The organism is Paenibacillus sp. JSM ZJ436, from assembly GCF_044383795.1.
Classification (GTDB): domain Bacteria; phylum Bacillota; class Bacilli; order Paenibacillales; family Paenibacillaceae; genus Paenibacillus_AQ; species Paenibacillus_AQ algicola.
Genome location: NZ_JBISEO010000020.1, coordinates 1 through 22,689, shown reverse-complemented (window position 1 = coordinate 22,689; position 22,689 = coordinate 1). Strand labels below are relative to the sequence as shown.

At 49.8% G+C, this 22,689-nt stretch carries 14 protein-coding genes; 12 read left to right on the top strand and 2 right to left on the bottom strand.

Translation table 11 applies throughout. The features are described from left to right. Window positions 1-239: 239 nt before the first annotated feature. A complete protein-coding gene (locus ACH6EH_RS18025) occupies window positions 240-1,178 on the bottom strand; it encodes a polysaccharide lyase family 7 protein (RefSeq protein ID WP_138226268.1) in 939 nt (312 codons plus the stop codon). A 314-nt stretch (window positions 1,179-1,492) separates the two neighbouring features. Here ACH6EH_RS18025 and ACH6EH_RS18020 point away from each other — a divergent pair, with 314 nt between their 5' ends. From ACH6EH_RS18020 to ACH6EH_RS17965, 12 genes are all read left to right on the top strand, one after another. After that, window positions 1,493-1,699, top strand: a complete 207-nt coding sequence (locus ACH6EH_RS18020; protein ID WP_138226267.1) for a tautomerase family protein — start codon at window positions 1,493-1,495, stop codon at window positions 1,697-1,699. Continuing rightward, the gene (locus ACH6EH_RS18015) at window positions 1,692-2,645 is read left to right on the top strand and encodes an ABC transporter permease (protein WP_233281003.1); all 954 of its coding nucleotides are present in this window, start codon (window positions 1,692-1,694) and stop codon (window positions 2,643-2,645) included. The genes ACH6EH_RS18020 and ACH6EH_RS18015 overlap by 8 nt, the downstream gene beginning before the upstream one ends. A gap of 13 nt (window positions 2,646-2,658) precedes the next feature. Continuing rightward, complete coding sequence (locus ACH6EH_RS18010; RefSeq protein ID WP_138226266.1) at window positions 2,659-3,537, top strand: carbohydrate ABC transporter permease; 879 nt, start codon at window positions 2,659-2,661, stop codon at window positions 3,535-3,537. Window positions 3,538-3,701: 164 nt separating this feature from the next. Continuing rightward, window positions 3,702-5,282: an extracellular solute-binding protein gene (locus ACH6EH_RS18005; protein ID WP_397333300.1), complete on the top strand. Its 1,581-nt coding sequence runs from the start codon at window positions 3,702-3,704 to the stop codon at window positions 5,280-5,282. A gap of 36 nt (window positions 5,283-5,318) precedes the next feature. Continuing rightward, the gene (locus ACH6EH_RS18000; protein WP_138226264.1) at window positions 5,319-6,356 is read left to right on the top strand and encodes a response regulator transcription factor; all 1,038 of its coding nucleotides are present in this window, start codon (window positions 5,319-5,321) and stop codon (window positions 6,354-6,356) included. Further along, entirely contained in the window at window positions 6,353-8,170 is a 1,818-nt protein-coding gene (locus tag ACH6EH_RS17995) for a cache domain-containing sensor histidine kinase (protein WP_397333299.1), read from the top strand. The genes ACH6EH_RS18000 and ACH6EH_RS17995 overlap by 4 nt, the downstream gene beginning before the upstream one ends. Next, complete coding sequence (locus ACH6EH_RS17990) at window positions 8,170-8,937, top strand: SDR family NAD(P)-dependent oxidoreductase (RefSeq protein WP_397333329.1); 768 nt, start codon at window positions 8,170-8,172, stop codon at window positions 8,935-8,937. Before ACH6EH_RS17995 ends, ACH6EH_RS17990 begins: the two co-directional genes overlap by 1 nt. 45 nt (window positions 8,938-8,982) lie before the next feature. Then, on the top strand, window positions 8,983-11,301 hold the full coding sequence (locus tag ACH6EH_RS17985; protein WP_138226262.1) for a DUF4962 domain-containing protein: 2,319 nt from the start codon (window positions 8,983-8,985) through the stop codon (window positions 11,299-11,301). Window positions 11,302-11,512: 211 nt separating this feature from the next. Then, window positions 11,513-13,222: an alpha,alpha-phosphotrehalase gene (gene treC / locus ACH6EH_RS17980; protein WP_208202509.1), complete on the top strand. Its 1,710-nt coding sequence runs from the start codon at window positions 11,513-11,515 to the stop codon at window positions 13,220-13,222. Window positions 13,223-13,259: 37 nt separating this feature from the next. Continuing rightward, window positions 13,260-15,299, top strand: coding sequence for a PTS system trehalose-specific EIIBC component (gene treP, locus ACH6EH_RS17975; protein WP_397333298.1), 2,040 nt, complete (start codon window positions 13,260-13,262; stop codon window positions 15,297-15,299). Window positions 15,300-15,366: 67 nt separating this feature from the next. Beyond that, window positions 15,367-16,095 (top strand): trehalose operon repressor, encoded by a 729-nt coding sequence (treR, locus tag ACH6EH_RS17970; protein ID WP_397333297.1) that lies wholly within the window; start codon window positions 15,367-15,369, stop codon window positions 16,093-16,095. 292 nt (window positions 16,096-16,387) lie between these two features. Next, entirely contained in the window at window positions 16,388-22,204 is a 5,817-nt protein-coding gene (locus ACH6EH_RS17965; protein ID WP_397333296.1) for an S-layer homology domain-containing protein, read from the top strand. A gap of 404 nt (window positions 22,205-22,608) precedes the next feature. Here ACH6EH_RS17965 and ACH6EH_RS17960 read toward each other — a convergent pair whose 3' ends face one another. Then, window positions 22,609-22,689: an IS3 family transposase gene (locus ACH6EH_RS17960; protein WP_397333146.1), complete on the bottom strand. Its 81-nt coding sequence runs from the start codon at window positions 22,687-22,689 to the stop codon at window positions 22,609-22,611.

Here is a 22,689-nt window from a genome sequence, read left to right as displayed (position 1 = left end):
ACGTATAATAAACATGATAAACCGCGTAGCTCGGGTAAACCAGGCTATGCGGTTTTTTTAGGTGCGCCTGGAGAGGGAAGCACCAATCACATCGAAGGCTGGGAAAATGACTAAACCCGTAAAAAGCTCGCACAGGCAGGGACCAAAGCTTCCCTGCGCAGTGCGAGCTTCTGCGGAGCATGTACCTATGGAATTAAAGCGCTGTAACCCGAACAAGCTCCTGATGAATCCCTTATCGCTTACGGATGAACATGTGTGAGCGAGAAGAAGGTGGCCTTTACATGGTCGGACTTGTCGCTTGTAGTATCCGTATTGTTTTGGTTATAGACGCCAGCCTTGTAATACAAATATTTGTTGTTATAGCCTGACGGCAGATTATAGTTGACGGTTGTTGTTGATCCACCCTCCGGAGTTACTTTGACCGTCATTTTCAAGCCGACAACCTTGATTTCATAGCTCCATTTCTGGCCCAGTGCAATGCCATTGGAAGGATTGAGGCTGGATGGTCCTCCGAGAACATTGACCCATGTGTTGTTATTGTTCAGATCGTCCGTGCCAAAGTAAATGGCACCCTTGCTGTCGCTGGGACGCTTGTGGAAATACAAGCGAATCGGCTCTGTATCCGGTCCATGAATCTGGCCTACAACGACACGGCCGAGCTTGGAGGTATCTCCACTGGTTGAGACGCGGTCTACTCGCAGCGTAGCTTTCATGGTGCCGTCTACTCCGCCGGCCTGAGCCTTAATTGAAGAAGAGGAGGTAGAGGTCACCCAGTTGTTACCATACGAGGTGGTGCCCGCCGAAGCGTTCAGCATTTCCCGAAGCTCGGAACGGGTGTAGCTGCTGTTGGTCGTCGTACTGCCCAGGTTCGGAGCCACAAATACCATGCCGCCTGTCGCGGAATCGGTATAGAACCATTTGGCGTTGCTGTAATTACTGAGGTTAGTAATCTCCGAAGCGTCAGGCAGCGTAAGCTTCCATTTCGTAAGATTAAAATTCTGAGAAGGCGGCTGGCTTGGAGAAAGCGCATTCATAGAATGAGATGATGGAGCAGCCTGGGCAGATGGGATTTCTCCTTCGGCAGCTAAAGCTCCAGTGCTTAAGCCCGCGGAGCCGAGCAGCAAGGCCGATCCCAATACAGCGATTCCTGTCTTCCGAGCGATACGGTAGTTCATCATTACAATTCCTCCTTTTTAATGGTGAAGAATGATTTCACAAGAGTAGCAAAATCTGCGAGCCGCACTCCTTTCTCTACAACAGTGCGCCATTGCTCCTGCGCCTACCTATAAAATATCAGATACTGGAAGAACATACTGTTGTTTTCCATAGATGGTATATGGAATATTTTAGAATGAATTCGTAACTAGTTCCACATTACGATACCCTAAAAAAAACACCAATTCACAAAAAGGGAGACCCTAGATAGAGGAAACGAAAGTGCTTACAATAAATTGCAGGACAGATTATTTATCCAAGAAAGGAGTTTACCAGCATGCCACAAATCACCATAAAAATGTACGAGGGTCGAAGCCAGAGTCAGAAGGAAGAGATTGTTGAAACGTTTACCCGGGAGCTGTCTCGCATTATCGACAGAGAACCGGAATTCATCTCGATCACCTTCGACGAAATTCCAGTAGACGAAAATGCACCGGAGCATCTTAGGAAGCAGAAGGAGCTTGAAGGAGGCAGCCGTGGCTAAGTCCTTGACAGCACAAGATACGAGAACCCTTCGGCCGGAGGAGAGATCGATTTTCTCCTACATGTGGAAGTATAAAACCTTATACATTCTGGCTCTGCCAGGCGTCCTATATTTCATCCTGTTCAAATATGTACCGTTATTCGGATCGGTAATCGCGTTCCAGGACTACAACATTTTCAAAGGCATGTGGGACAGTGAGTGGGTAGGACTGGAGCATTTTCGCACCATGTTTGAGCATTATGACTTCATGCGTATTCTGGGCAACACCTTGTTAATCGGCTTGTATGATACGCTGCTTGCATTCCCGGCGCCTATTATTTTGGCACTGCTGCTGAATGAGCTGCGGCTGATTTTTTACAAAAGAGTACTGCAAACCGTTGTGTATATGCCCCATTTTCTTTCCTGGGTCGTTGTCAGCGGGGTTGCGGTCGGTATCCTGTCTCCCTCCACCGGGGTGGTCAACACCTTCCTGGGCTGGTTCGGAATCGACCCGATTTACTTCCTGGGTGAAGAATCCTACATTCGCTCCATTCTGATTACGTCCGGAATTTGGCGGGACAGCGGCTATGGCACCATTATTTATCTCGCAGCGCTTGCCGGTATCAATCCGGATCTGTATGAAGCAGCGGAGGTCGATGGAGCAGGACGCTGGAAACAGACCTTATCGATTACATTGCCGGCTTTGCTGCCGACGATTATGATTTTGTTCCTGCTGCATATCGGTAAATTTATGGACTTCGGCTTTGAACGCGTTATTGTATTCCTGAATCCGCTGAACACGGAGAACGGTGAAATTCTTGATACTTATATTTATAAAGCCGGTTTACTGCAGCAGCAGTACAGCTATACGACAGCCATGGGATTGTTCAAATCCGTAGTCGGCTTGATGCTGGTCTATATTGGGAATCTTATCAGTAAAAAAACAACCGGCGAGAGCTTGTACTAGGAGGTGAAGGACAATGAATCATGCAACTCAAGGACAGAAGATATTTAACGTTTTCAATATTATTCTGCTTACTGCCATCGCGCTCTGTATGTTTCTGCCATTTGTAAACGTATTGGCCCAATCCTTCAGCTCTTCGCTGGCGGTTACGACGGGCAGGGTTACCTTTTTTCCGGTAGAGTTCACCTTTACGAACTATCTGTACGTATTCAGTGATGCTTCCATCTGGCGTTCCTTCGCGGTCACCATTTATATTACCGTGCTTGGTACGCTAATTAATCTGGCGGCTACTGCTTCGCTGGCCTATCCCGTTTCCCGGCAGGAATTCGTCGGCAGAAAATACGTGGTTATGCTGGTGTTGATCACAATGGTATTCAGTGCACCGCTCATTCCTAACTTTATCCTGATCAAGGAACTGGGAATGATGAACTCCTTGTGGTCCTTGATGATTCCGGGAGCGATATCTGCTTTTAACTTCTTCGTCATGAGATCTTTCTTCATGCAGATTCCAAGCGAGCTCATTGATGCTTCCCGGATTGACGGCTGTGGAGAGCTCCGGATCCTGTGGAACATCGTGCTGCCGCTCTCGAAGCCAGTTATGGCGTCTCTTGGTATCTTTTATGCAGTAGGACACTGGAATACCTTCCAGTCGGCCCTGTACTATATTAACAAGCCAAGCCTGTGGCCGCTGCAGGTCAAGCTGCGTCAGATGATTACCACGGACGATATTTCGATCGATCCGTCGGCATCGCAGTTTAGTGATCTGGCCCATTCATCTCCGGAAGGAATCAAGATGGCGGTTATTATCGTCGCAACGATTCCAATCATCATGATCTATCCTTTCCTGCAGCGTCATTTCGTAAAAGGCCTGATGCTGGGTTCCGTTAAATCCTGATCCTGATTTCTAAAATGGCACCTAAAGAAAACACGAGACCATCTCAAACTCTCCATGGCGCCATGATTTGGAAAAAAGATAGAATGAAATCAACTCGTTGAAAGCGCTATCTTAATAGTCGCTTATGACGTATAATCAATTTAAGGAAAAGAGGGGTAACGGACATGAAAAAATGGGGATCATTCACACTCGCAGCATTGTTAGCGCTCGGTACGCTGACAGGCTGCGCACAAGAAGCGGCAACGCCAGAGAAGCCCGCCACCAATAGTGAAGGCAAGGCAGCAGAGGGCACCGATCAAGGTAAAGCAGAATTCTCGATCTCGATGCGTACACTGGCATTCAACCACGTAGAGAAGTCACCTAATATCAATGAAGATAAATGGGTGAAGAAGCTGGAGGAGATTACGAAAACGGACCTGGATATCGTGCTGGTTCCCCATAAGGATTATGAGCAGAAGATGCTCCAAATGTTTGCGACTAATGACATTCCTGATGTCGTTCAGGGCAGCGGCGGCGTAAACGGCAAGGAAATGGGCGGATCTGTACAAGCCGGCGTGTTCCAGCCTCTAGATGATTTGCTACAGGAGCACGGTCAGAACCTGCTGAAGGTTATTCCGAAGGACGTGTGGGCTAACGTTTCCTACGAAGGCAAGATTTATGGCATTCCGGAGTGGCTGTCCAATCCATCCCGGAGAGCAACCTGGATCCGTATGGATCTGCTGGAGAAGTCAGGGCTTCCAGTTCCTGTAACGGTAGACGATTACATGAACGTCATGAGAAAGTTTAAAGAAATGGGCGTTGAGAATCCGTACATGGGAAGAGAAAACTTCCGTTATTCCGATACGTTCTTCGGAGCCTACGATGTATTCCCGTATCAATCCATGTTCGAGAAGCAAGGCGATCAGATCGTGCCGAAATTCATGGACAACGAAAACATGATGCAAGCACTGACCACATATAAGACAATGTATGACGAAGGCTTGATCAATAAGGAATTCGCAACGATTAACCCGACGAAGTTTAAAGAGACGATTTTGTCCGGTAAAGCAGGGATCTGGACGATGAATGCTAATGAGCTTCTCCAATGGGAGCAGCAGCTGAAGGCAGCGGTTCCTGATGCAAAGGTAGCCATCATCCCATCTCCGGTAGGACCTGACGGCTCCGGCGGACATTATCTGTATGGTTCGGTATCTAGAGCCTACTTCATTAATCAGAAAGTTGAGAATCCAGAAAAGATCATTCAGTTCTTTGACTGGATGGTGAGTGAGGAAGCAGAGAAGTTTTTCAGCTTCGGGATCGAGGGAGAGAATTACACGGTTGAGAATGGAAAGATCAATTACAAGGCACCAGTAACACCGCAGGAAGTAGACGAAGAGCGCTACCGTCAAGCCTTCTTGTGGATGGTACAGGACACCACGTACAACAAAGGTACGCTGGAGCTGTCTGAACAAGGACAGAAGCTAATAAAGGTATATGACGATGTCCTGGCGAAAGAAGGACGTGATGGAATCTCCTTCGAGCCGCGTTTGGACGCATTCCAGAAAAATCCGGATATTTCCCCAATCTCTGATCAGGCTCCACCGGTCATTCTGAACCACATGGTCAAGATTGTATACGGCAAAGAGCCGGTAAGTGACTGGCCGAAGGCGGTAGAAGAGTGGAAATCCAAAGGCGGCGACGAGGTCATCAAGGAAGCAACTGAGAAATACAACAATCAACAAGGGGTGCTTGAGCCGCGCCGCTAAACCCCTGACTGAATGAACTGAAGGAGGCCCAATAACATGTACCGAGTGCTGATAGTTGATGATGAGCCGATGATCAGGCAAAGTCTGTCCGTATTAATCTCTGAGAGGAAGGATCTCATTGTGGACGTCAAGACTGCCGAGAACGGAGCCGCAGCGCTTGGGATATTGGAGGAGGGCCTTCCTGATTTTATATTTACGGATATTCGGATGCCCAAGATGAATGGAATTGAGCTGTGCCGACATTTGTTCCAACAGGATTCAAGTGTTCAGATTGCTGTTGTATCCGGTTATGGTGATTTTGAATATGCTCAGCAGTGCATGTCTCTAGGCGTGAAGGAATACCTGCTTAAACCCGTTTCCCGAGACAAGGTCCATCATGTTCTGGAGAAAATGGCTGCAGCGGCACGTAAAAAAAAGAAATCCACCTATATTTCTCCGGTTCGCCTGGAGGAGGTTGCCCACGCGATGGAGCAGGCAATCTGGTCCCTCAGCAAGGAGCAGCTGAACAAGCTGCTTAAGGATTGTGAACAAGAATTTATGGGATATGGATTAGGAGAGAAGCAACAACAGGAGCTGCTTCAGGCCTTGTACGGATTGGTTCTGAAAAAGCTAAACGCAAGAGATATTTATGCATTCCAGGTCAATACAGAGCTCATGTTTCATGAAGGACGAGAGCTGTACCCTAGACTTCAAGACGCGCTGAATCTGTTTATAGATCAGCTGCAAAGTAAGCGTCGCGGTCATGTCAAGGACCCGGTGGAAGAATCCAAGCGGTATATTGAAGCTCATCTCGCCAGGGAATCCTCGCTGGAGGAAGTGGCGGACATTCTGGGACTCAACCCGTCTTATTTCTCGCAGATGTTTAAGCAGTCGACAGGAGAAACCTTTGTGCAGTACCGGATCCGGCGGCGGATGGAGAGAGCCAAAAAGCTGCTTCAGCAGCCGCACTACCGGATCACGGATATTGCCTATGACATTGGCTACGCTGATCATTCACATTTTACTAAGACGTTTAAGAAATATACCGGTGTTTCACCTTCCGAATTCCGGCAGAGCCTGGGGATGAATGGATGAAAGCTTCACTTGCCCGCCAGGTGTTTCTTTACTTCCTTATTGTGATCATACTTTCCTTGACAAGCCTGGGATTGTTCTCTTATTTTAAAGCCTCACGAGCGCTTGACCGCCAAATGGAGAAGTATATTTCCCAAATGACTACGAATATGGCTTATCAGACGGATATTTTTTTGGATCGCTATAAGGATGTTAGCAGCTCTATGCTGTCCAGCTGGGATATCAAGTATTTCCTGGATATGGACTATACAGACAGCTACTCCTACTTTTATTATTCCTCCCAGATTCGGCGCCACGCCCTGGAGCCTTTATTTGTTCAATATCCACAGATTCATCAGATTTATCTGATTGGAAAAAATGGGCGGGCTGTCGTTAATGACAGCTCCATCCATGTGGAAAAACGGCTGGAATGGCTATGGGAGCGCACGCCTGCTGAGGGAGGCATTGTCGTTCTGAATGACCGAATTGCTTCAAACAAGACCAATATCGTTACACTTGCGAGAAGAGTTCGAGGCTTCTCTAGTTATGAGCCCACAGGGGTCCTGGCGGTGGAGCTGAATGTGCAGGAGCTGACACAAATGTGGCAGCAGAAGGATTTGGGGAAGGACAGTTATTTCTTTGTCCTGGATGAGCTTGGACGATATGTATATCATCCGGAATCTTCCTTGATTGGACAGAAGGCGGACGAAGAATTAAAGTCCAAGGTGCTGCATGGGGAAGAGGAAAGCTTTATTTCAGGTAATGGTGATGATCATCGTTTATTCGTTACCCGATCATCCTTGGAATCAGGATGGAAGCTGACCGTTTCCATTCCGGTAAAGGAGCTGCGGGAGCCTGTAAACTCCATCCGTTCCACAACCATCACTGTAGGACTGATTACATTGGCACTGGCAGCCTGGCTGGCTTTCCGGTTCGGACATTCTATCGTTTCTCCGATCCGCCGGTTAAACAGCAGTATGCGCCAGACTGAGAAAGGAAATTGGCAGCAAATCCAAGGGGTTCATCGGACTGATGAGATCGGCGGTTTGATGCACAGCTACAATATCATGGTTTCCAGATTGTCAGAAATGATCGAGAAGGTTTATGAAACGGAGCTGGCCAATCAGAAGGCTGAACTTGAGCTGCAGGAATCCTCGCTAGAACGTCAAAAAGCGGAATTCCAAGCCCTTCAGCTGCAGATTAATCCACACTTTTTATACAATACGCTGGCTACTGTAAACGGTTATGCTATCGTGCAGCACTCCGGTGAGATTTCTGAAATTGTGGAAGCGATGTCCTATATGCTGCGATATTCCATCCAGACGAATCTGGAAGAGATTACAATCGCAAATGAGCTGAACCATGTCCGTAATTATTTAATTATTCTAAAGCACCGCAGCGGGAGGGAAATCGAGATCGATGTAGATATAGATCCCGAGCTGCTGCTGGAGAAATGCGTCCGGCTTACCTTACAGCCATTGGTGGAAAATATTTTCCAACACGCATTTCCTGACGGGATGGAGGATTACCACCGTATTCGGATTGATGCCAAAATTGAGAATCAATGCTTCTACGTCATGGTAGAGGATAATGGTGTCGGTATGACTCCGGAGCAGCTGCAAAAGCTGCAGGAGCGCCTGCGCCAAAACCGTTTGGCTGAGGCGCCGAAGGATACGGTGTATCATCACGGCGGGATCGGGCTGATGAATGTGCATCGGCGGATTCAGCTGGTGTTTGGGGATGAGTACGGACTGTTTGTAGAAAGTGAAGAAGGCAAGGGGACCCGGTTTGTGATGAAAATGCCGGAACAACAAAAAAAGAGGAGGATTTCTACATGATTAACTTGGATTTGACAGGAAAAATTGCATTGGTAACAGGGGCGAGCGGCGGGATCGGCAGAGCCTGTGCGTTAATGCTGAGCCAAGCGGGTGCGAAGGTAGCCATCAATTACAGAAGCAGTGCAGAGGATGCCGAGCAGGTTGCAGCCCAGATTCGGGAGGCTGGCGGTGAGGCTGCGCTATTTCAGGCAGATGTGACTCAAATTAACCAGGTTGAAGCAATGATTCAGGGCATTCAGGAGCAACTGGGTGGAACTGTAGACATTCTGATTAACAATGCCGGTCATCTGGTAAAGCGGGTTGCCAACGATGTCATGACAGAGGAGCATTACAATCAGGTCATGGACGTCAATATGAAGAGCACGGTCTTTGTAACCCGGGCTGTGCTTGCCGGCATGAAGGAGAAGAAATCCGGAAGAATTGTTAATATGACCTCTGTAGCCGCCCACAACGGCGGCGGTGCTGGAGCCAGTATCTATGCGGCAAGTAAAGCAGCCGTGATCTCTTACTCCAAGGGCTTGGCCAAGGAACTGGGTCCGGATGGTATTACTGTTAACTGTATTTCTCCGGGCTTTATCGGAAACACCGCCTTCCATGCAACGTTTACACCGGATAGTGCGAGACAGGCGACAATTAACAGCATCCCGCTTGGACGTGAAGGACATCCGGATGATGTGGCTTCTGCGGTCATCTATTTCGTCTCTGATCTCGGTTCATACATTACCGGCGAGACGCTTGAGGTTAACGGCGGAATGTTCATGCGTTAAAAAGAAACCATCAATGAGCACGCAATTCTAAGGAGGTAATCTGTAATGATTTCAGGTAACAGTGCATTGTACCAACCCAAATCCGGTAAGCTGACCGTTCAATATAAGCCGGATCAGGAGACCAAGCTGGTCGAGAATCCGCCGAGATTCACCTGGATGGCGGCCCGCCTTGAGGATGATCAATACATCCTGCAAATTTCTTCATCGCGTGAATTTAAGGATCAGGATACACTGACCTACAGTCCGATTCCTTACAATTTCTTCACACCGGATGAAGTGCTTGCCCCGGGCACCTATTACTGGAGATATGCCCTGCTGGGAGATTCCCATGCATCCTCCAGCACACTGGCTACGGACTGGAGTGAAACTCGGGAATTCCAGGTTCTGCCCGACCTGCCGGAAACGCCATTGCCGGCGAGAGCAGATCGCTATGCTCATGTGAAGACAGAGCATCCTCGCTTGTGGCTGAACCGGGAGCGGTTGAACACATATCAGCAGCAGGTTCAGGAGGATCCACAGTCTGCGGGCTGGGATGAATTCTACGAGAAATCCGTGAAGCCATGGATTGACAGACCGCTTATTGCCGAGCCTGCACCTTATCCGGACAATAAGAGAGTCGCAGTCCTGTGGAGAAAAATGTACATGGATTCGCAGGAAGTGCTGTATGCAATTCGGCACCTGAGTGTGGCCGGTGTTGTGCTGAAGCAAGAAGACCTGATTCAACGGGCTGTAGAGTGGCTGGTGCATGCTGCTTCCTGGGATACTGAGGGCACAACCTCCCGGGATTACAACGATGAGGTGGCATTCCGTATTGCCGGTGCACTGGCCTGGGGCTATGACTGGCTATACGAATACTTGTCAGACGATCAGAAGGATCTTGTCCGGAAAAGTCTGTTCCGTCGCACCGAGCAGGTAGCCTTCCACGTGATTGAACGCTCCAAGATTCATCATGTGCCTTACGACAGCCATGCCGTCCGCTCGCTGTCTTCAGTCTTGGTCCCATGCTGTATCGCTTTGCTGGGCGAGGAGCCGAAAGCACAGGAATGGCTGGATTACACGGTTGAGTACTACTCCACCCTGTACAGTCCTTGGGGCGGGGAAGACGGCGGCTGGGCTGAGGGTCCAATGTACTGGACGACCGGTATGGCCTACCTGATTGACGCTTTGAACCTGCTCAAAAATTATACGGGTATCAATATTTATTCCCGTCCATTCTTCGACAAGACCGGGGATTTCCCGCTCTATGTATTTCCGCCGCATACGGCTCGTGCTAGCTTCGGAGATATGTCGAATCTGGGTGAGCCGCCAAGCTTGAAGACGGGAGTGAACATCCGTCAATTTGCAGGCATTACTGGCAACCCATACTACCAATGGTATTATGAGCAGCTGAAAGAGAAAGACACCGATGCAGACAGCAAATTCTATAATTACGGCTGGTGGGATTTCCGTTTTGACGAGCTGATCTACCGTTCAGATTATCCGCAGGTTCAGGCGGAGGCTCCAAAGGACGCTGCTCCGCTGAAGTGGTTCCGTGATGTAGGCTGGGTAGCTATGCATTCCCGCATGGATGATCCTGAAGAGCATGTATTCCTCTTGACCAAGAGCTCTTCCTATGGCTCCCTGTCTCATAGCCATGGAGATCAAAATGCGTTTATCCTGCATGCTTACGGCGAGCCGCTGGCGATCCAAAGTGGATACTACGGAGCCTTCGGCAGTACGCTTCACCGCAACTGGCGCAGACATACCCTCTCCAAGAATGCGCTGCTCATTGATGGTAAGGGACAATATGCCGACAATGACAAGGTGAAGAACATGGAAGCTTACGGTAAAGTGGTTACCGCAGAAGACCGGGGTGCATACCTCTACACGAGACTGGATGCTACCGAAGCTTATCGCAGTGAGGTTCCTTACCTGAAGCGTTATGAGCGCGAAATTTATTTCATCGGCGGATCCTATGCCGTGATTGTGGATCAGGTTGATCTGGAGCAGTCCGGCCGGGTAGATTGGCTGTTCCACACGCTGCATGAAATGAAGCTGAAGAATCAGGCGTTCCGAGTTGAGGGCACTAAAGCAGATATGGATGTTCAATTTGTGTACTGCTCATCCGGGGAATTGGAGCTATCTCAAAGTAATGCCTTTGCCAATGTAGATCCGGCAGAGCTGGAAGGTCTCGACATTCACTGGAATTTGAAGGCGACTACGCGTTCAGCGTCAGCGCACCGCATCGTATCCGTACTGGTGCCGATGAAGAAGTCGGAGCCGAAATACGTTTCACATTTTATGGATGATCAAGACCACGGTATTCATTTGTACTTCACGCTGGACGGCCAGACACAGCAGGTTCAGGTTCCTAAAGTCTATTAATTTCTCGTTAGTCAGGGTTCTCTAAGGTTTCTTCCATATTGAAGACCTTTGCGGAAAATTTCCGCAAAGGTCCTTTTTTTTTTTTTTTGAATAGCGTATTTGAAATGGCAAAGACAGGGTATAAATGTTTATACGTTGACAACCTGTATATACAGGTATATGATGTGAATCTGAAAACTTGTATATACATGATTGAAGGAGGCAGGCCTATATGAACGGAGATGACAAGCGGGGGAAGGACTGGTGGAGAACCTCCACCGTATATCAGGTTTACCCCAAGAGCTTTAATGATACAACAGGCAGCGGTACCGGAGATATTAAAGGACTAACGGAGAAGCTGGATTATATCAGAGGGCTGGGCATTGACATTGTGTGGCTGCAGCCGGTATATATTTCTCCTCAGAATGATAACGGTTACGATGTTGCCGATTATACCTCCATTGATCCCGTATACGGTACGATGGAGGATTTTGACGAGCTGGTCTTTCAGCTAAAGCGCCGGGATATGCACCTGATGATTGATATTGTCGTCAACCATTCCTCCACAGAGCATCGCTGGTTTAAGGAAGCGAGATCCTCTAAAGATAACCCGTATCGTGATTATTATATCTGGAAGGATCCTGCCGAGGATGGAGGACCACCCAATAACTGGCAGTCAAAATTCGGCGGTCCTGCGTGGCAATACGATGAAGGAACAGGACAGTATTTTCTCACGCTGTTTGATAAAACCCAGGCGGATCTGAATTGGGAGAATCAGAAGGTTCGGCAGGAGGTTATGGATATTCTTACCTTCTGGGCGGAAAAGGGAGTGGACGGCTTCCGGATGGATGTCATTAATCTGATTTCGAAGGATCCCCGCTTTCCTGATGATGACGGCTCGACCTCCCCGGGGGATGGGCGCAAATTTTACACAGATGGGCCAAAGGTTCATGAATATATCAAGGAAATGAATCAAAAGGTATTTCGTCCTTACAATCTCGTGACGGTCGGCGAGATGTCCTCGACCACGCTGGAGCATTGCATCCGCTATTCCAGGCCGGAGGAGAATGAATTCTCGATGACGTTCAGCTTTCATCATCTGAAAGTAGATTACCCGAACGGACAGAAATGGGAGCTGAAGCCTTATGATTTTGAAGAGCTGAAGAGAATATTGTCCTATTGGCAGATTGGTATGCAGGAAGGCGGGGGCTGGAACGCACTGTTCTGGAATAACCATGATCAGCCGAGGGCACTGAGCCGGTTCACGGATGACACCAGATATCGGCAAGAAAGCGCGAAGCTGCTGGCGACGACGCTTCACGGGCTGCAGGGTACTCCGTACGTCTATCAGGGTGAGGAAATCGGACTGCCAGACCCGAAATGGAACTCCATGGACGAATTTCGGGACATCGAGTCCAGGAATATGTACGATATTTTGCTGCAAAAGGGGAAATCTCCGGAAGAAGCAGAGCATATTATTCAGGTTCGTTCCCGGGACAATTCCCGGCTGCCAATGCCCTGGGAGAATCAGGAGCAGGCTGGATTTACAAAAGGCACTCCATGGATCAAGGTCGATGAGCGGTATCGTGACATCAATGCACGCCTCGCGGTGGAGGACCCGGAGTCCATTTACCATCATTATCGCAAGCTGATTGAGCTTCGCAAGAGCCTGCCAGTGTTAACAGATGGTGCTTATATCCGGCTCGATGAAGGGCATCCGCAAATTTATGCTTATGCAAGGCGAAATGCTGGAGAAATGCTCGTCGTGATTTCCAATTTCAGTGATCAGGAGATTTCCTTCCGCCTGCCGGAGTCTTTAAAGGCCTCAGGCTATGCGTTCGAGAATGCCAAGCTGCTGATCGGCAATGTGAAGGAAGCTCCGCGCTTGGATGTCATTGTGCGGCTTGCGCCGTATGGCTCTTTTATGTGGCTGCTGACATAGGCCATCTATATATTCTGACAGGACAGGAGAGAGGACAATGGTCAAAATCGACCGTGCTAAAGTAGAGCAGATCGTTCAAGCGGTCGGCGGCAGGGACAATATTGAAGCCGCTTCGCACTGTGTCACCCGTCTGCGGTTTGCGTTGGCAGATGAAAGCAAAGTGGACGCAAAGGCTTTGGATCAGAACGACTTAGTGAAAGGGCAGTTCTCATCGCAAGGCCAGTTCCAGGTCGTCATTGGACCGGGCCTTGTGGATCAGGTGTATGAAGAGATGATTCAAATCACCGGAGGCACCCGTGCCTCGAAGGATGATGTCAAGGATTTAGCGGGCAAAAAGCAAAATCCGATTCAGCGTGCAATCAAGACGCTTGCTGATATATTCATCCCGATTCTTCCGGCCATCGTTATGGCAGGCTTGCTGCTCGGCGTGAACAATATCCTGACGGGCGCAGATATTTTCTATGAAGGGCAATCTCTGATTGAAGTACATCCGCAGTGGACGGACGTCGCTTCCATGATCAATCTGATTGCCAGCACGGCGTTCACCTTTCTGCCGGTCCTGATCGGCTGGTCGGCTGCCCGGCAGTTTGGCGGCAGTCCATTGCTCGGTATCGTGCTCGGTCTTATCCTGGTCAATCCCGGCCTGATGAGTGCCTACGATTATGCCAAAGCGAAGCTGGAAGGAAGCGTCCCGGTCTGGAATTTGTTCGGATTGGAGGTGCAGAGCATTGGCTATCAGGGACAGGTGCTGCCGGTACTCGTGTCGGCATACATTCTAGCCAAATTAGAGCGATTACTGAACAAGCGGGTTCACGATTCGATCAAGCTGCTGGTGGTAGCTCCGGTTGCGCTGCTTGTCACCGGGTTTCTGGCCTTCATTCTGGTGGGGCCAGTTACATTTGCGATCGGCAACATGCTGACCTCGGGTCTTGTAAGTATTTTTAATTCCTTTGCCGCGCTTGGCGGTCTCATCTATGGCGGCTTGTACGCCGTATTGGTCATCACCGGCATGCACCATACGTTCCTCGCTGTGGACGTGCAGCTGATCGGCAGTGAAGGGGGCACCTTCCTGTGGCCGATGCTGGCGCTGTCTAACATTGCGCAAGGTGCGGCGGCACTGGCCATGCTGTTCGTGTATCAGGAACAGAAATCGAAGGGCTTGGCCGTGACCTCATCGGTATCGGCGTTCCTCGGCGTGACCGAGCCCGCCATTTTCGGGGTTAATCTGCGCCTGCGTTATCCTTTCGTTTTTGGCCTGATTGGCTCCGGAATCGCGGGCATCCTGCTTGCCGTCAATCATGTACTCGCCTCTTCCATCGGGGTGGGCGGTATTCCCGGATTCTTATCCATATTCCCGAACCAATGGGGGGTCTTCTTCCTGGGGATGGCTATTGTGCTCATCGTGCCGTTCACGGGTACCCTGCTCTATGGCCGGGTGCAGATGGCAAGATTGCGGAAAAAGGCCGCCGCCGAGGACTGCGAGCCTCAGGAGGCGGTATTGATGAACACAGACGGGAAGCAGGACGAGGAGAGGGCCTCTGCTTCAGGGACTTCAGCTCCGCCGGTCACTCATCCAGATGATGCAGAGACGGCAGGGGACAATTCGTTCATGCTGGAAATGACGTCCCCGCTGAGCGGAAGGGCAGTCAATTTGTCTCAGGTGCCGGACCCGGCCTTTGCGGAGAAGCAGATGGGACAAGGCATTGCGATCATTCCTGCAGAGGGTAAGGTGTATGCACCATTTGATGGTACAGTAGCCCATCTGATCAAGAGCAAGCATGCGTTAATTTTGCAAAATGAAGAAGGGCTTCAGGTGCTGATTCACGTCGGAATTAATACCGTCTCCCTGAAAGGAAGCGCCTTTACTGCCCATGTGGAAACCGGGGCTAGCATATCGAAGGGCCAGCTGCTGCTGGAGTTTGATATGGATGTCATTCAATCAGCAGGCTTGCCAATCATCACGCCGATTATTATACCGGACGGCCAGGAGCAGATTAACAATGTGGAGGAGCTTCCTGGCGAAGCCATACAGGGCGAGAGCACCATTCTCCGTATTGCCTACACTCAAGGCACGTAAGCCATTGACAGGGATTCAGGCTGAAAGCTGATCGTTAAACATGTTATAATAACCGATGGTGATTAACATGAGAAACAGTAATATTTTTCTAAGTCTATATAAGGACTACGTGCAGTACATTGAATCCGGTTTGCTGCCTCCGGGCAGCAAGCTGCCTTCAGAGCATGAGCTGTCCGCCGTGTATGAAACAACCCGTGAAACCGTCCGGAAGGGACTAAATCTGCTGGCCCAGAACGGCTACATCCATAAGGTGAAGGGCAAAGGCTCTTTTGTTCTGGAGAAAAGCCGGCTGAAATTCCCGATCTCAGGCCTTGTTAGCTACAAAGAGCTTTCCAAGGCGCTGGGCAAGCCAAGCCGGACTCTTGTCTACGCTGTTGAACAGATCCCGGCTGGAGAAGTGATCGGAAAAGAGCTGAAGTGCCGTCCGGATCAGCGGGTATGGAAGGTCATCCGGGCTCGTGAAATCGACGGAGAACGCGTCATTCTGGATATTGACTATCTGAACGCTAAGGTCGTCGATCATCTGAATTCAGAGATTGCCGCAGATTCGATTTATGCCTATCTGGAGCAGGAGCTGCAGCTGAAAATCAGCTATGCCGAGAAGGTCATTACGGTAGAGAGCGTGAATGAACGGGATGCTGCCTATATGGATTTGGGAGATGATCGTCATGTGGTGGCCGTTCGAGGATATGTCCATTTGGAGGATACAACGCTCTTCCAGTACAGTGAGTCACGGCACCGGCTGGATAAATTCCAGTTTGTTGATTTTGCGAGAAGGACCTCGTTAACAGATTGATGAATTCGTGAGCTTTATCATGATATTTGTTAACACAATGTAAGCCAGGCTTAGAGTGGTGTGCAAAAGAAAAGCGGTGGACGAGAGGGGTAACCCTGGCGGCCTGCCGCTTTTTTGGCGTTTTCATCGTTTTCATAAAAATGATCAGTTTCGACATCAGTTTACAATCTTCGCATCCAAGTTTAACCAAGACCTCATCCTGCCCTTACACTAACCCTGTATATTTAGCTTAAATATGTTATGAAACCATGGGAGTGTGAACAGCTTGAAGAAAAGCAAGAGGAACAACGTTATGACCAGGTGGAGCTCCGCTCTGCTCGCAGGCACCCTGTTCATGGGACTGGCTGTGCCGCCAGGATACGGCAATGCAGAGGAAGATCTTACTCAAGGCGTACCAACAGAATCGGTTCAAAGCGAAGCCGTGACGGTACAGGATGCGACGTACTCGCCGGATCCGCAGGACGACACCGACACCCGGCCACAGAGCCCATTTCCGGAGCTGTTAATAACAGAAGTTGTTCCGGATACGGCTAATCTGTCCGGCTCGGATGCGTACGAGTTTATTGAAATTTACAATAACATTGATCAGGAGCTCAACTGGAGAAATTACAAGCTCTTGTATCAAGGCGATGAATGGGACACGCTTCATGGGAATGACATTCTAATTCCAGCCGGTGAAGCGATCGTGCTGTGGGTGATGAACGCTGTAAATGGTGCCCTAACTCAAGATGATTTCAATCAGAACTTCGGCACCCAGCTGACAGAGGATATCAATTTGTTCCGCGTTTCTGGCGGAGGCGGGATGTCAAACTCGGCTGCAAGAACCTTGAAGATTGTCCATATCAGCGGCGAGGAGGTTATTGAGGCTTCCTATCAGAATGATGATCAGACCAAGCCGGACATGGGGATTTTCTATGCCCATCCGAGCTGGGACAGCAAGGATATGATCATGATCGATGGTACCGGAACCGTCCGTGCTACCCCGGGACAGGTTGACAGCAGCCAGACCGTGAAGCCGGAGCCGCCCGTTGGTCCTGAGCCGCCGGCTGAGACCTTCGTGCTGAATCATGAAGCTATTCCTTCGGTCTCAAGAAACGAGGACCTTGTCTTCTCGGCTTCTATCTCCTCTCATCAGCAGGGAGGAGCTGTGCCGGATCGAGTCAATGTCAGTCTGCTGTACAGAACGGCGTCTCAGAGCCGATTCACGGTAGCTCCAATGAATTTGCAGGACGGGAAGTATACAACGACGCTGTCTGCGGACATTTTGACGGAATCTGAGCTGGAGTACCGGATTGTAGCCAAAAGCGACAATCATACCGAGCAGAGTGATCTTCATACGATTGTGGTTACGGGCATCCCGCCCTTGGATCTTCAGCAGATTCCGCCACTGCTCGTGACGGAGCTTGTCGTCAATTCCAAGAATGTTGGCAGCTCGGACGGGTATGAATTTATTGAAATTTACAACAACACCGACCGCGAGCAAAGCTTCGAAAATTACAAGCTGTACTATCGCTATACCGACACAGGTCCGGAGGGAGATGTCGTTTGGGCACCGGATGTGCAGGATTTGGTCATCCCGCCGCAGGAAACGGTTGTGTTCTGGATCATCAATGCAGCGAATCAAGACTCCACCGCAGCTGATTTCAATGCTCACTACGGAACCAGTCTGCAGCACAATGTGAATCTCTTCCGTGTGAACAGTGCAGGTATGGCCAACGGATCACGCCGGGCCATTGTGCTGAAGATGAATACGGGACGTGAGGTTGCCAGCGCGTATTATGATCCGACCCTCAAGTATGAACAGGATGAGAGCTCCACGGAAACGAAGGAAGATACCGCGCTTCTTTACAAATATCCGCTGGATGGTACATCCCGGATGATCAAGATCAGTGCGGGCACTGTATTCCCGACTCCGGGAACTCATGATCCCGCGCAGGTTCCTGCGCAGCCGGTTCATATTGAAGACGATCTCAACCCGCCAACCATTGAGGATCGTACGAACGTAACGGAGATCGATCAAGGTCAAGGTTTTTCTATTCGAGCCTGGGCAGAGGATGACAAGCTGGTTACCTCGGTGACGCTGCATATCAGATCCGACAAGCAAGCCGCATACACCTCGTTCAGATTACTGGAGGACTATGGAGACAAGCATTATTATTATGAAATTTCTCCAGCGGACCTGATTGGAAAGAGCTATTTAGAATATTATTTTACCGTTTCAGACGGGTACAACAAAGAGAACTCTTCACCCTATCAGGTTCAAATCACAGGGGGAGAAGACCGCTCGGAACTGAGACTGAACGTAAATAATGAACAGGTAATCAGCGGCAGCTTCATGCTGAAGGGAACCGCCGAGCAGGCTTCGCCGGATACCGTCAAGCTGTCTGTCAATAATAACGAGATAACAGCAGGCCTGTTCAATGCGTTGGAACGTGACGCTTATTTTGCCTTTGATGCCAAGAATGTGAACTACTATTTTAAGAATGCCATTACCATGGGGCCAGAGCAATTAAAGGATGAAACCATCCTGTATACGTTTATGGATCCGATTCCTTCCTACAAAACGCTGACGTTTCCGATTGAGGCAGGGCGTTTAACCGAAGGAGATGACAATGTGATCTACATTCGTCCCGGCTCCAAGTCCGGTCCTTTCGACGATCGGATCGAGGAGAACAAGGACGATTTCGAAATCCGCAATATTCGTCTGATTCTTGCCAATGGTACTGTGCTGCGTGACCCGGCCTTTGCCGATGTCGAGCAAGAGATCAAGATGGGCGATGCTGCGGGGAAATATGAGGTTCTGGGAGCTTCCTTTCATATTCCTGCAGATCAGTTTATTTCCAGAGCATATCTTTGGGATACGACTAAGGTGCCGGATGGCGTCTACCAAGTTGCCGCCGAAACCGGAACATATAGCAAGAGTGCGTATGTCACTGTAGATAATACAGCTCCCGTGATTCAAACCGGTCTGCAGGAAGGAATGCTCTACCGGGGAGCATTCAGCATTGAGGCACAGGTCACCGATCAGTATGCCGGTGTGAAGCAGGTCACTGCGCTGCTGGACGGCGAGGAAATTCAGCTTCCTTATGCCACCTCCTCATCCAAGCTGGGCGGCGGTGAGCATGAGCTGGTCATTACAGCTCTGGATCATGCTGACAATAAAGCCGAGTACAGCGTAACCTTTCAGGTTCCGAATGAAAATCCACTCCAGCCGGAGTTAATTAGTCCATCCAACGGACAATCTCTGTCTGGAACCTCCGCTGAGCTGAAGGTGAATGTTCAGGATGAGAGCGGCGATCCCATGAAGGTATCCTTCTACCGTGGCTTTCTGCACGACGGAACGCGGATGCAGAGCTTTACCGGCTACCAGAGCGCTTCTGTTACCGAGCCGCCGAAGCAGCTGGCTCCTGCTGGAGAGCAATCCTTGTCTGCAGCAGATTACGCAGCGATCCAGGCCAAGGATGGACAGTATTTGACAACGGATTCTGAGGAGCAGTTCCCATATCAGCGTTATGAAGTGAAGCTGGATGCTTCCGTTCAGCCTGATGATGTCGTCGATATTGTTTGGGAGGGCAAATCACTTCCAGATCGGAAGGTCAGCCTGTACGCCTGGAATACAGCCGCAGCAAGGTGGGACATGCTGGATACCGTCATAGCCGGTTTGGAGGATTTTGAATTGAACTCCTCAGTACGTGCCGGGGATTATAATGCTGGCGGCAGCATCACGGTGCTCATTCAGGATGAAATTGCCGAAAGCTGGAGCGCGCCAGATTCCAGTAGCCCGGTAACGCAGGATCCTTATGACTTCTCGTTCATCTGGATGTCTGATACCCAGTATTACTCGGAATCTTATCCCTACATTTACCGAAGCATTGTACAGTGGATGGCAGAGAAAAAGGACGACCTCAAGCTGAAATATGTAATTCATACCGGTGATTTGGTGGACAAGGCCGAGCAGGAATACCAGTGGGAAGAAGCAGACCGTAACATGAAGGTGCTGGAGGCAGCACAAATTCCTTACGGTGTTCTCGCAGGCAATCATGATGTAGGACATCAGACGGGAGATTATGCCCAGTATAAAAAGTACTTTGGGGCATCGAGATTTAAGGACAGCCCGGTTTATGGCGGATCGTATGACGATAATATGGGGCATTATGATCTGGTTTCCTCTAACGGAAATGATTTTATTATTGTATATATGGGCTGGGGCTTGAAGGAAAAGGAAATTGAGTGGATGAATAAGGTGGTTGCGCAATATCCGGAGCGTAAAGCGATCCTCGCCCTGCATGAGTATTTGCTCGTTTCCGGTAACCGTGCACCGATCGCTGATGAAATTTTTGAAAAGGTCGTGAAGCCGAACCCGAATGTTATCGCTACCTTATCCGGACATTATCACGATGCCGAGCTGAATACGGAAGAGCTGGACGATAACGGAGACAGCATCCCTGACCGTAAGGTATATCAGATGCTGGCCGACTATCAGGGGGCTCCAGAGGGTGGGTTAGGTTACATTCGCTTAATGCAGTTTGATATGACCAACAACAAGCTGCACATGAAGACCTACTCGCCTTACCTGGATGATTACAATATGTATGACGGGATCCCAGGCAAGGATGAGTTCTCGCTGGATCTTGATCTGCAGCCAAGGCTGAAGCGCGTGGCTACCGACTATATTGGCGTCAAGGTGTATACCAATCAGCTGATTGGCCAAACCATGAACGTTGCCAGTGGTGACACTACAGCAATGCAGTGGAATGGGCTGAAGGCTAATGAGTATTACCAATGGTATGTCAAAGTGGAGGATGATTTCAGCGGAGCTGCCTGGTCTGATGTGTGGGGCTTTGCTCTCGGCAATCCTGTAGTTAGCCCGCCTACTGGCGGAGGCAGTGTAGAGCCGGGCACACCTGCAGCTCCACCTGCAATTCCTCAGCCTCCAGTCGTGGCGGTTCCTGCCGATGGGGTTGTGGAGATACAAGGAAATGCATCAGGTCAATATCAGGTGAATGAAAATGCCGTGAAACAGGCAGCCGCTGCAGCTGCTGCAGCCGGGTTGAAGCAGCTCAGGCTGAAGCTGCAGCCAGCCATTGACCCTACGAGCTCTGTGCTTCCACAGGTTCAGCTGGATGTCGCTGCAATGTCAGGGGCGGCACAAAGCAAGCTGTCCCTGATGGTGGAGTCCAGTGACAGCAAGATCACGCTGCCTGCGGCAGCTTTGGATCAGCTGAGCTCACGCGGTTCGACCTCGATCATTTTGAAATTCGGGGCACAGGCTGTCCAAGCAGGCCCTAGTCTACAGCGTGATATGACATCCTTAGGAATGCGTTTTGACATCGCAGTCACTGAGAATGATGGCAGTGCATCAACAGCCGTGGAGGGATTTGCAGCACCGATCCAAGTAGAGTGGAAGCTCACTAAAGATCAATTAAACAGGCTGGATGCTGATTATGCAGGCATATATGAGAACGTAAATGGACAGCTTCGTTATGTGGGCGGCACCTTTGCAGGAGATATGGTTTCCTTCCAGAGTGAACGTGCAGGACAATATGAGCTGCTTGAGCTTCGGAAGCAATTCAGCGATATGAGCGGCAGCTGGGCGGAGGAGTACGTGCAGAAGCTGGCCGCAAAGCATATCATCAAGGGGATCGATCATGAGCGGTACGCTCCTTCTGTATCCGTGACCCGTGCTGATTTTGCTGTGCTGGCCATGAGAGCGCTGGGGGATGAAGGTACTGATTCACCTGCTGTTCTCTTCAATGATGTAGCGGAGGGCGCGTATTACGCGTCCGAGGTCAGCAAGGCAGCAGCTCTTGGATTGATTCAAGGCTATGAAGGCAGCTTCAGGCCGAAGGATTCCATAACGCGTGAGGAAGCAGCCGTGCTGCTGCAGCGGATGCTCCGGCAGCTTGGCATTCCAGCAGCAGGCTCCAGCAGCGCTGCAGCCTTTGCGGATGCGGATCAGATTTCTCCATGGGCACTCCGTGCTGTGACGGAGCTGCAGGAGCTTGGTATTTTGAACGGAAAAGGACAGGGCGTGTTCGCGCCTGATGCTCCGGTTACCCGTGCCGAGCTGGCCAAGATGATTTACGAGGTGCGAAACCAACATAATTAATAGATTCGTTAATTGGGGGCTGTCCCCCAAGTAGATTCTTGTTTAACGAGTCAGCTCACTTGAGTGAGATCTGAAGCAAAAAATAAAGACGTGGTGGAGTCAGGGAGGTGATCCCAGCACCGCCACGTCTTTATTATTGAATGTACAAATGAAACCGCTCCTTTTTAGATGGTTGCTAGACACATCCATTCTACCAAAGGGCGGTTTCTTTGTATTACCTGTGTTTTGGGGGATGGATATGCACGAAGCAGCGGAAAGGACGAAACGATTCCGGACCAGCGACAGCGAGGAGAGGAACGTTTTGTACGCGGAGCAGCTCGCAACAACAAACGAGGCCATCCCGCAAGACCCTAGATCTTTGAACTGCACCCCGTCAAGTAGACAGTACAAATAAATAAAATTAATTAGGCGGCCTTAGATCTGAATTCCATTGGACTAAGGCCGTTTAATTTAGCTTGTAATCGTTCATAGTTATAAAAATGAAT

Coding starts and splice junctions, on each gene's coding strand:
- ACH6EH_RS18025 (WP_138226268.1), bottom strand. CDS start 1,178: ATGATGAACTACCGTATCGCTCGGAAGACAGGAATCGCTGTATTGGGA.
- ACH6EH_RS18020 (WP_138226267.1), top strand. CDS start 1,493: ATGCCACAAATCACCATAAAAATGTACGAGGGTCGAAGCCAGAGTCAG.
- ACH6EH_RS18010 (WP_138226266.1), top strand. CDS start 2,659: ATGAATCATGCAACTCAAGGACAGAAGATATTTAACGTTTTCAATATT.
- ACH6EH_RS18005 (WP_397333300.1), top strand. CDS start 3,702: ATGAAAAAATGGGGATCATTCACACTCGCAGCATTGTTAGCGCTCGGT.
- ACH6EH_RS18000 (WP_138226264.1), top strand. CDS start 5,319: ATGTACCGAGTGCTGATAGTTGATGATGAGCCGATGATCAGGCAAAGT.
- ACH6EH_RS17995 (WP_397333299.1), top strand. CDS start 6,353: ATGAAAGCTTCACTTGCCCGCCAGGTGTTTCTTTACTTCCTTATTGTG.
- ACH6EH_RS17985 (WP_138226262.1), top strand. CDS start 8,983: ATGATTTCAGGTAACAGTGCATTGTACCAACCCAAATCCGGTAAGCTG.
- treC (WP_208202509.1), top strand. CDS start 11,513: ATGAACGGAGATGACAAGCGGGGGAAGGACTGGTGGAGAACCTCCACC.
- treP (WP_397333298.1), top strand. CDS start 13,260: ATGGTCAAAATCGACCGTGCTAAAGTAGAGCAGATCGTTCAAGCGGTC.
- treR (WP_397333297.1), top strand. CDS start 15,367: ATGAGAAACAGTAATATTTTTCTAAGTCTATATAAGGACTACGTGCAG.
- ACH6EH_RS17965 (WP_397333296.1), top strand. CDS start 16,388: ATGACCAGGTGGAGCTCCGCTCTGCTCGCAGGCACCCTGTTCATGGGA.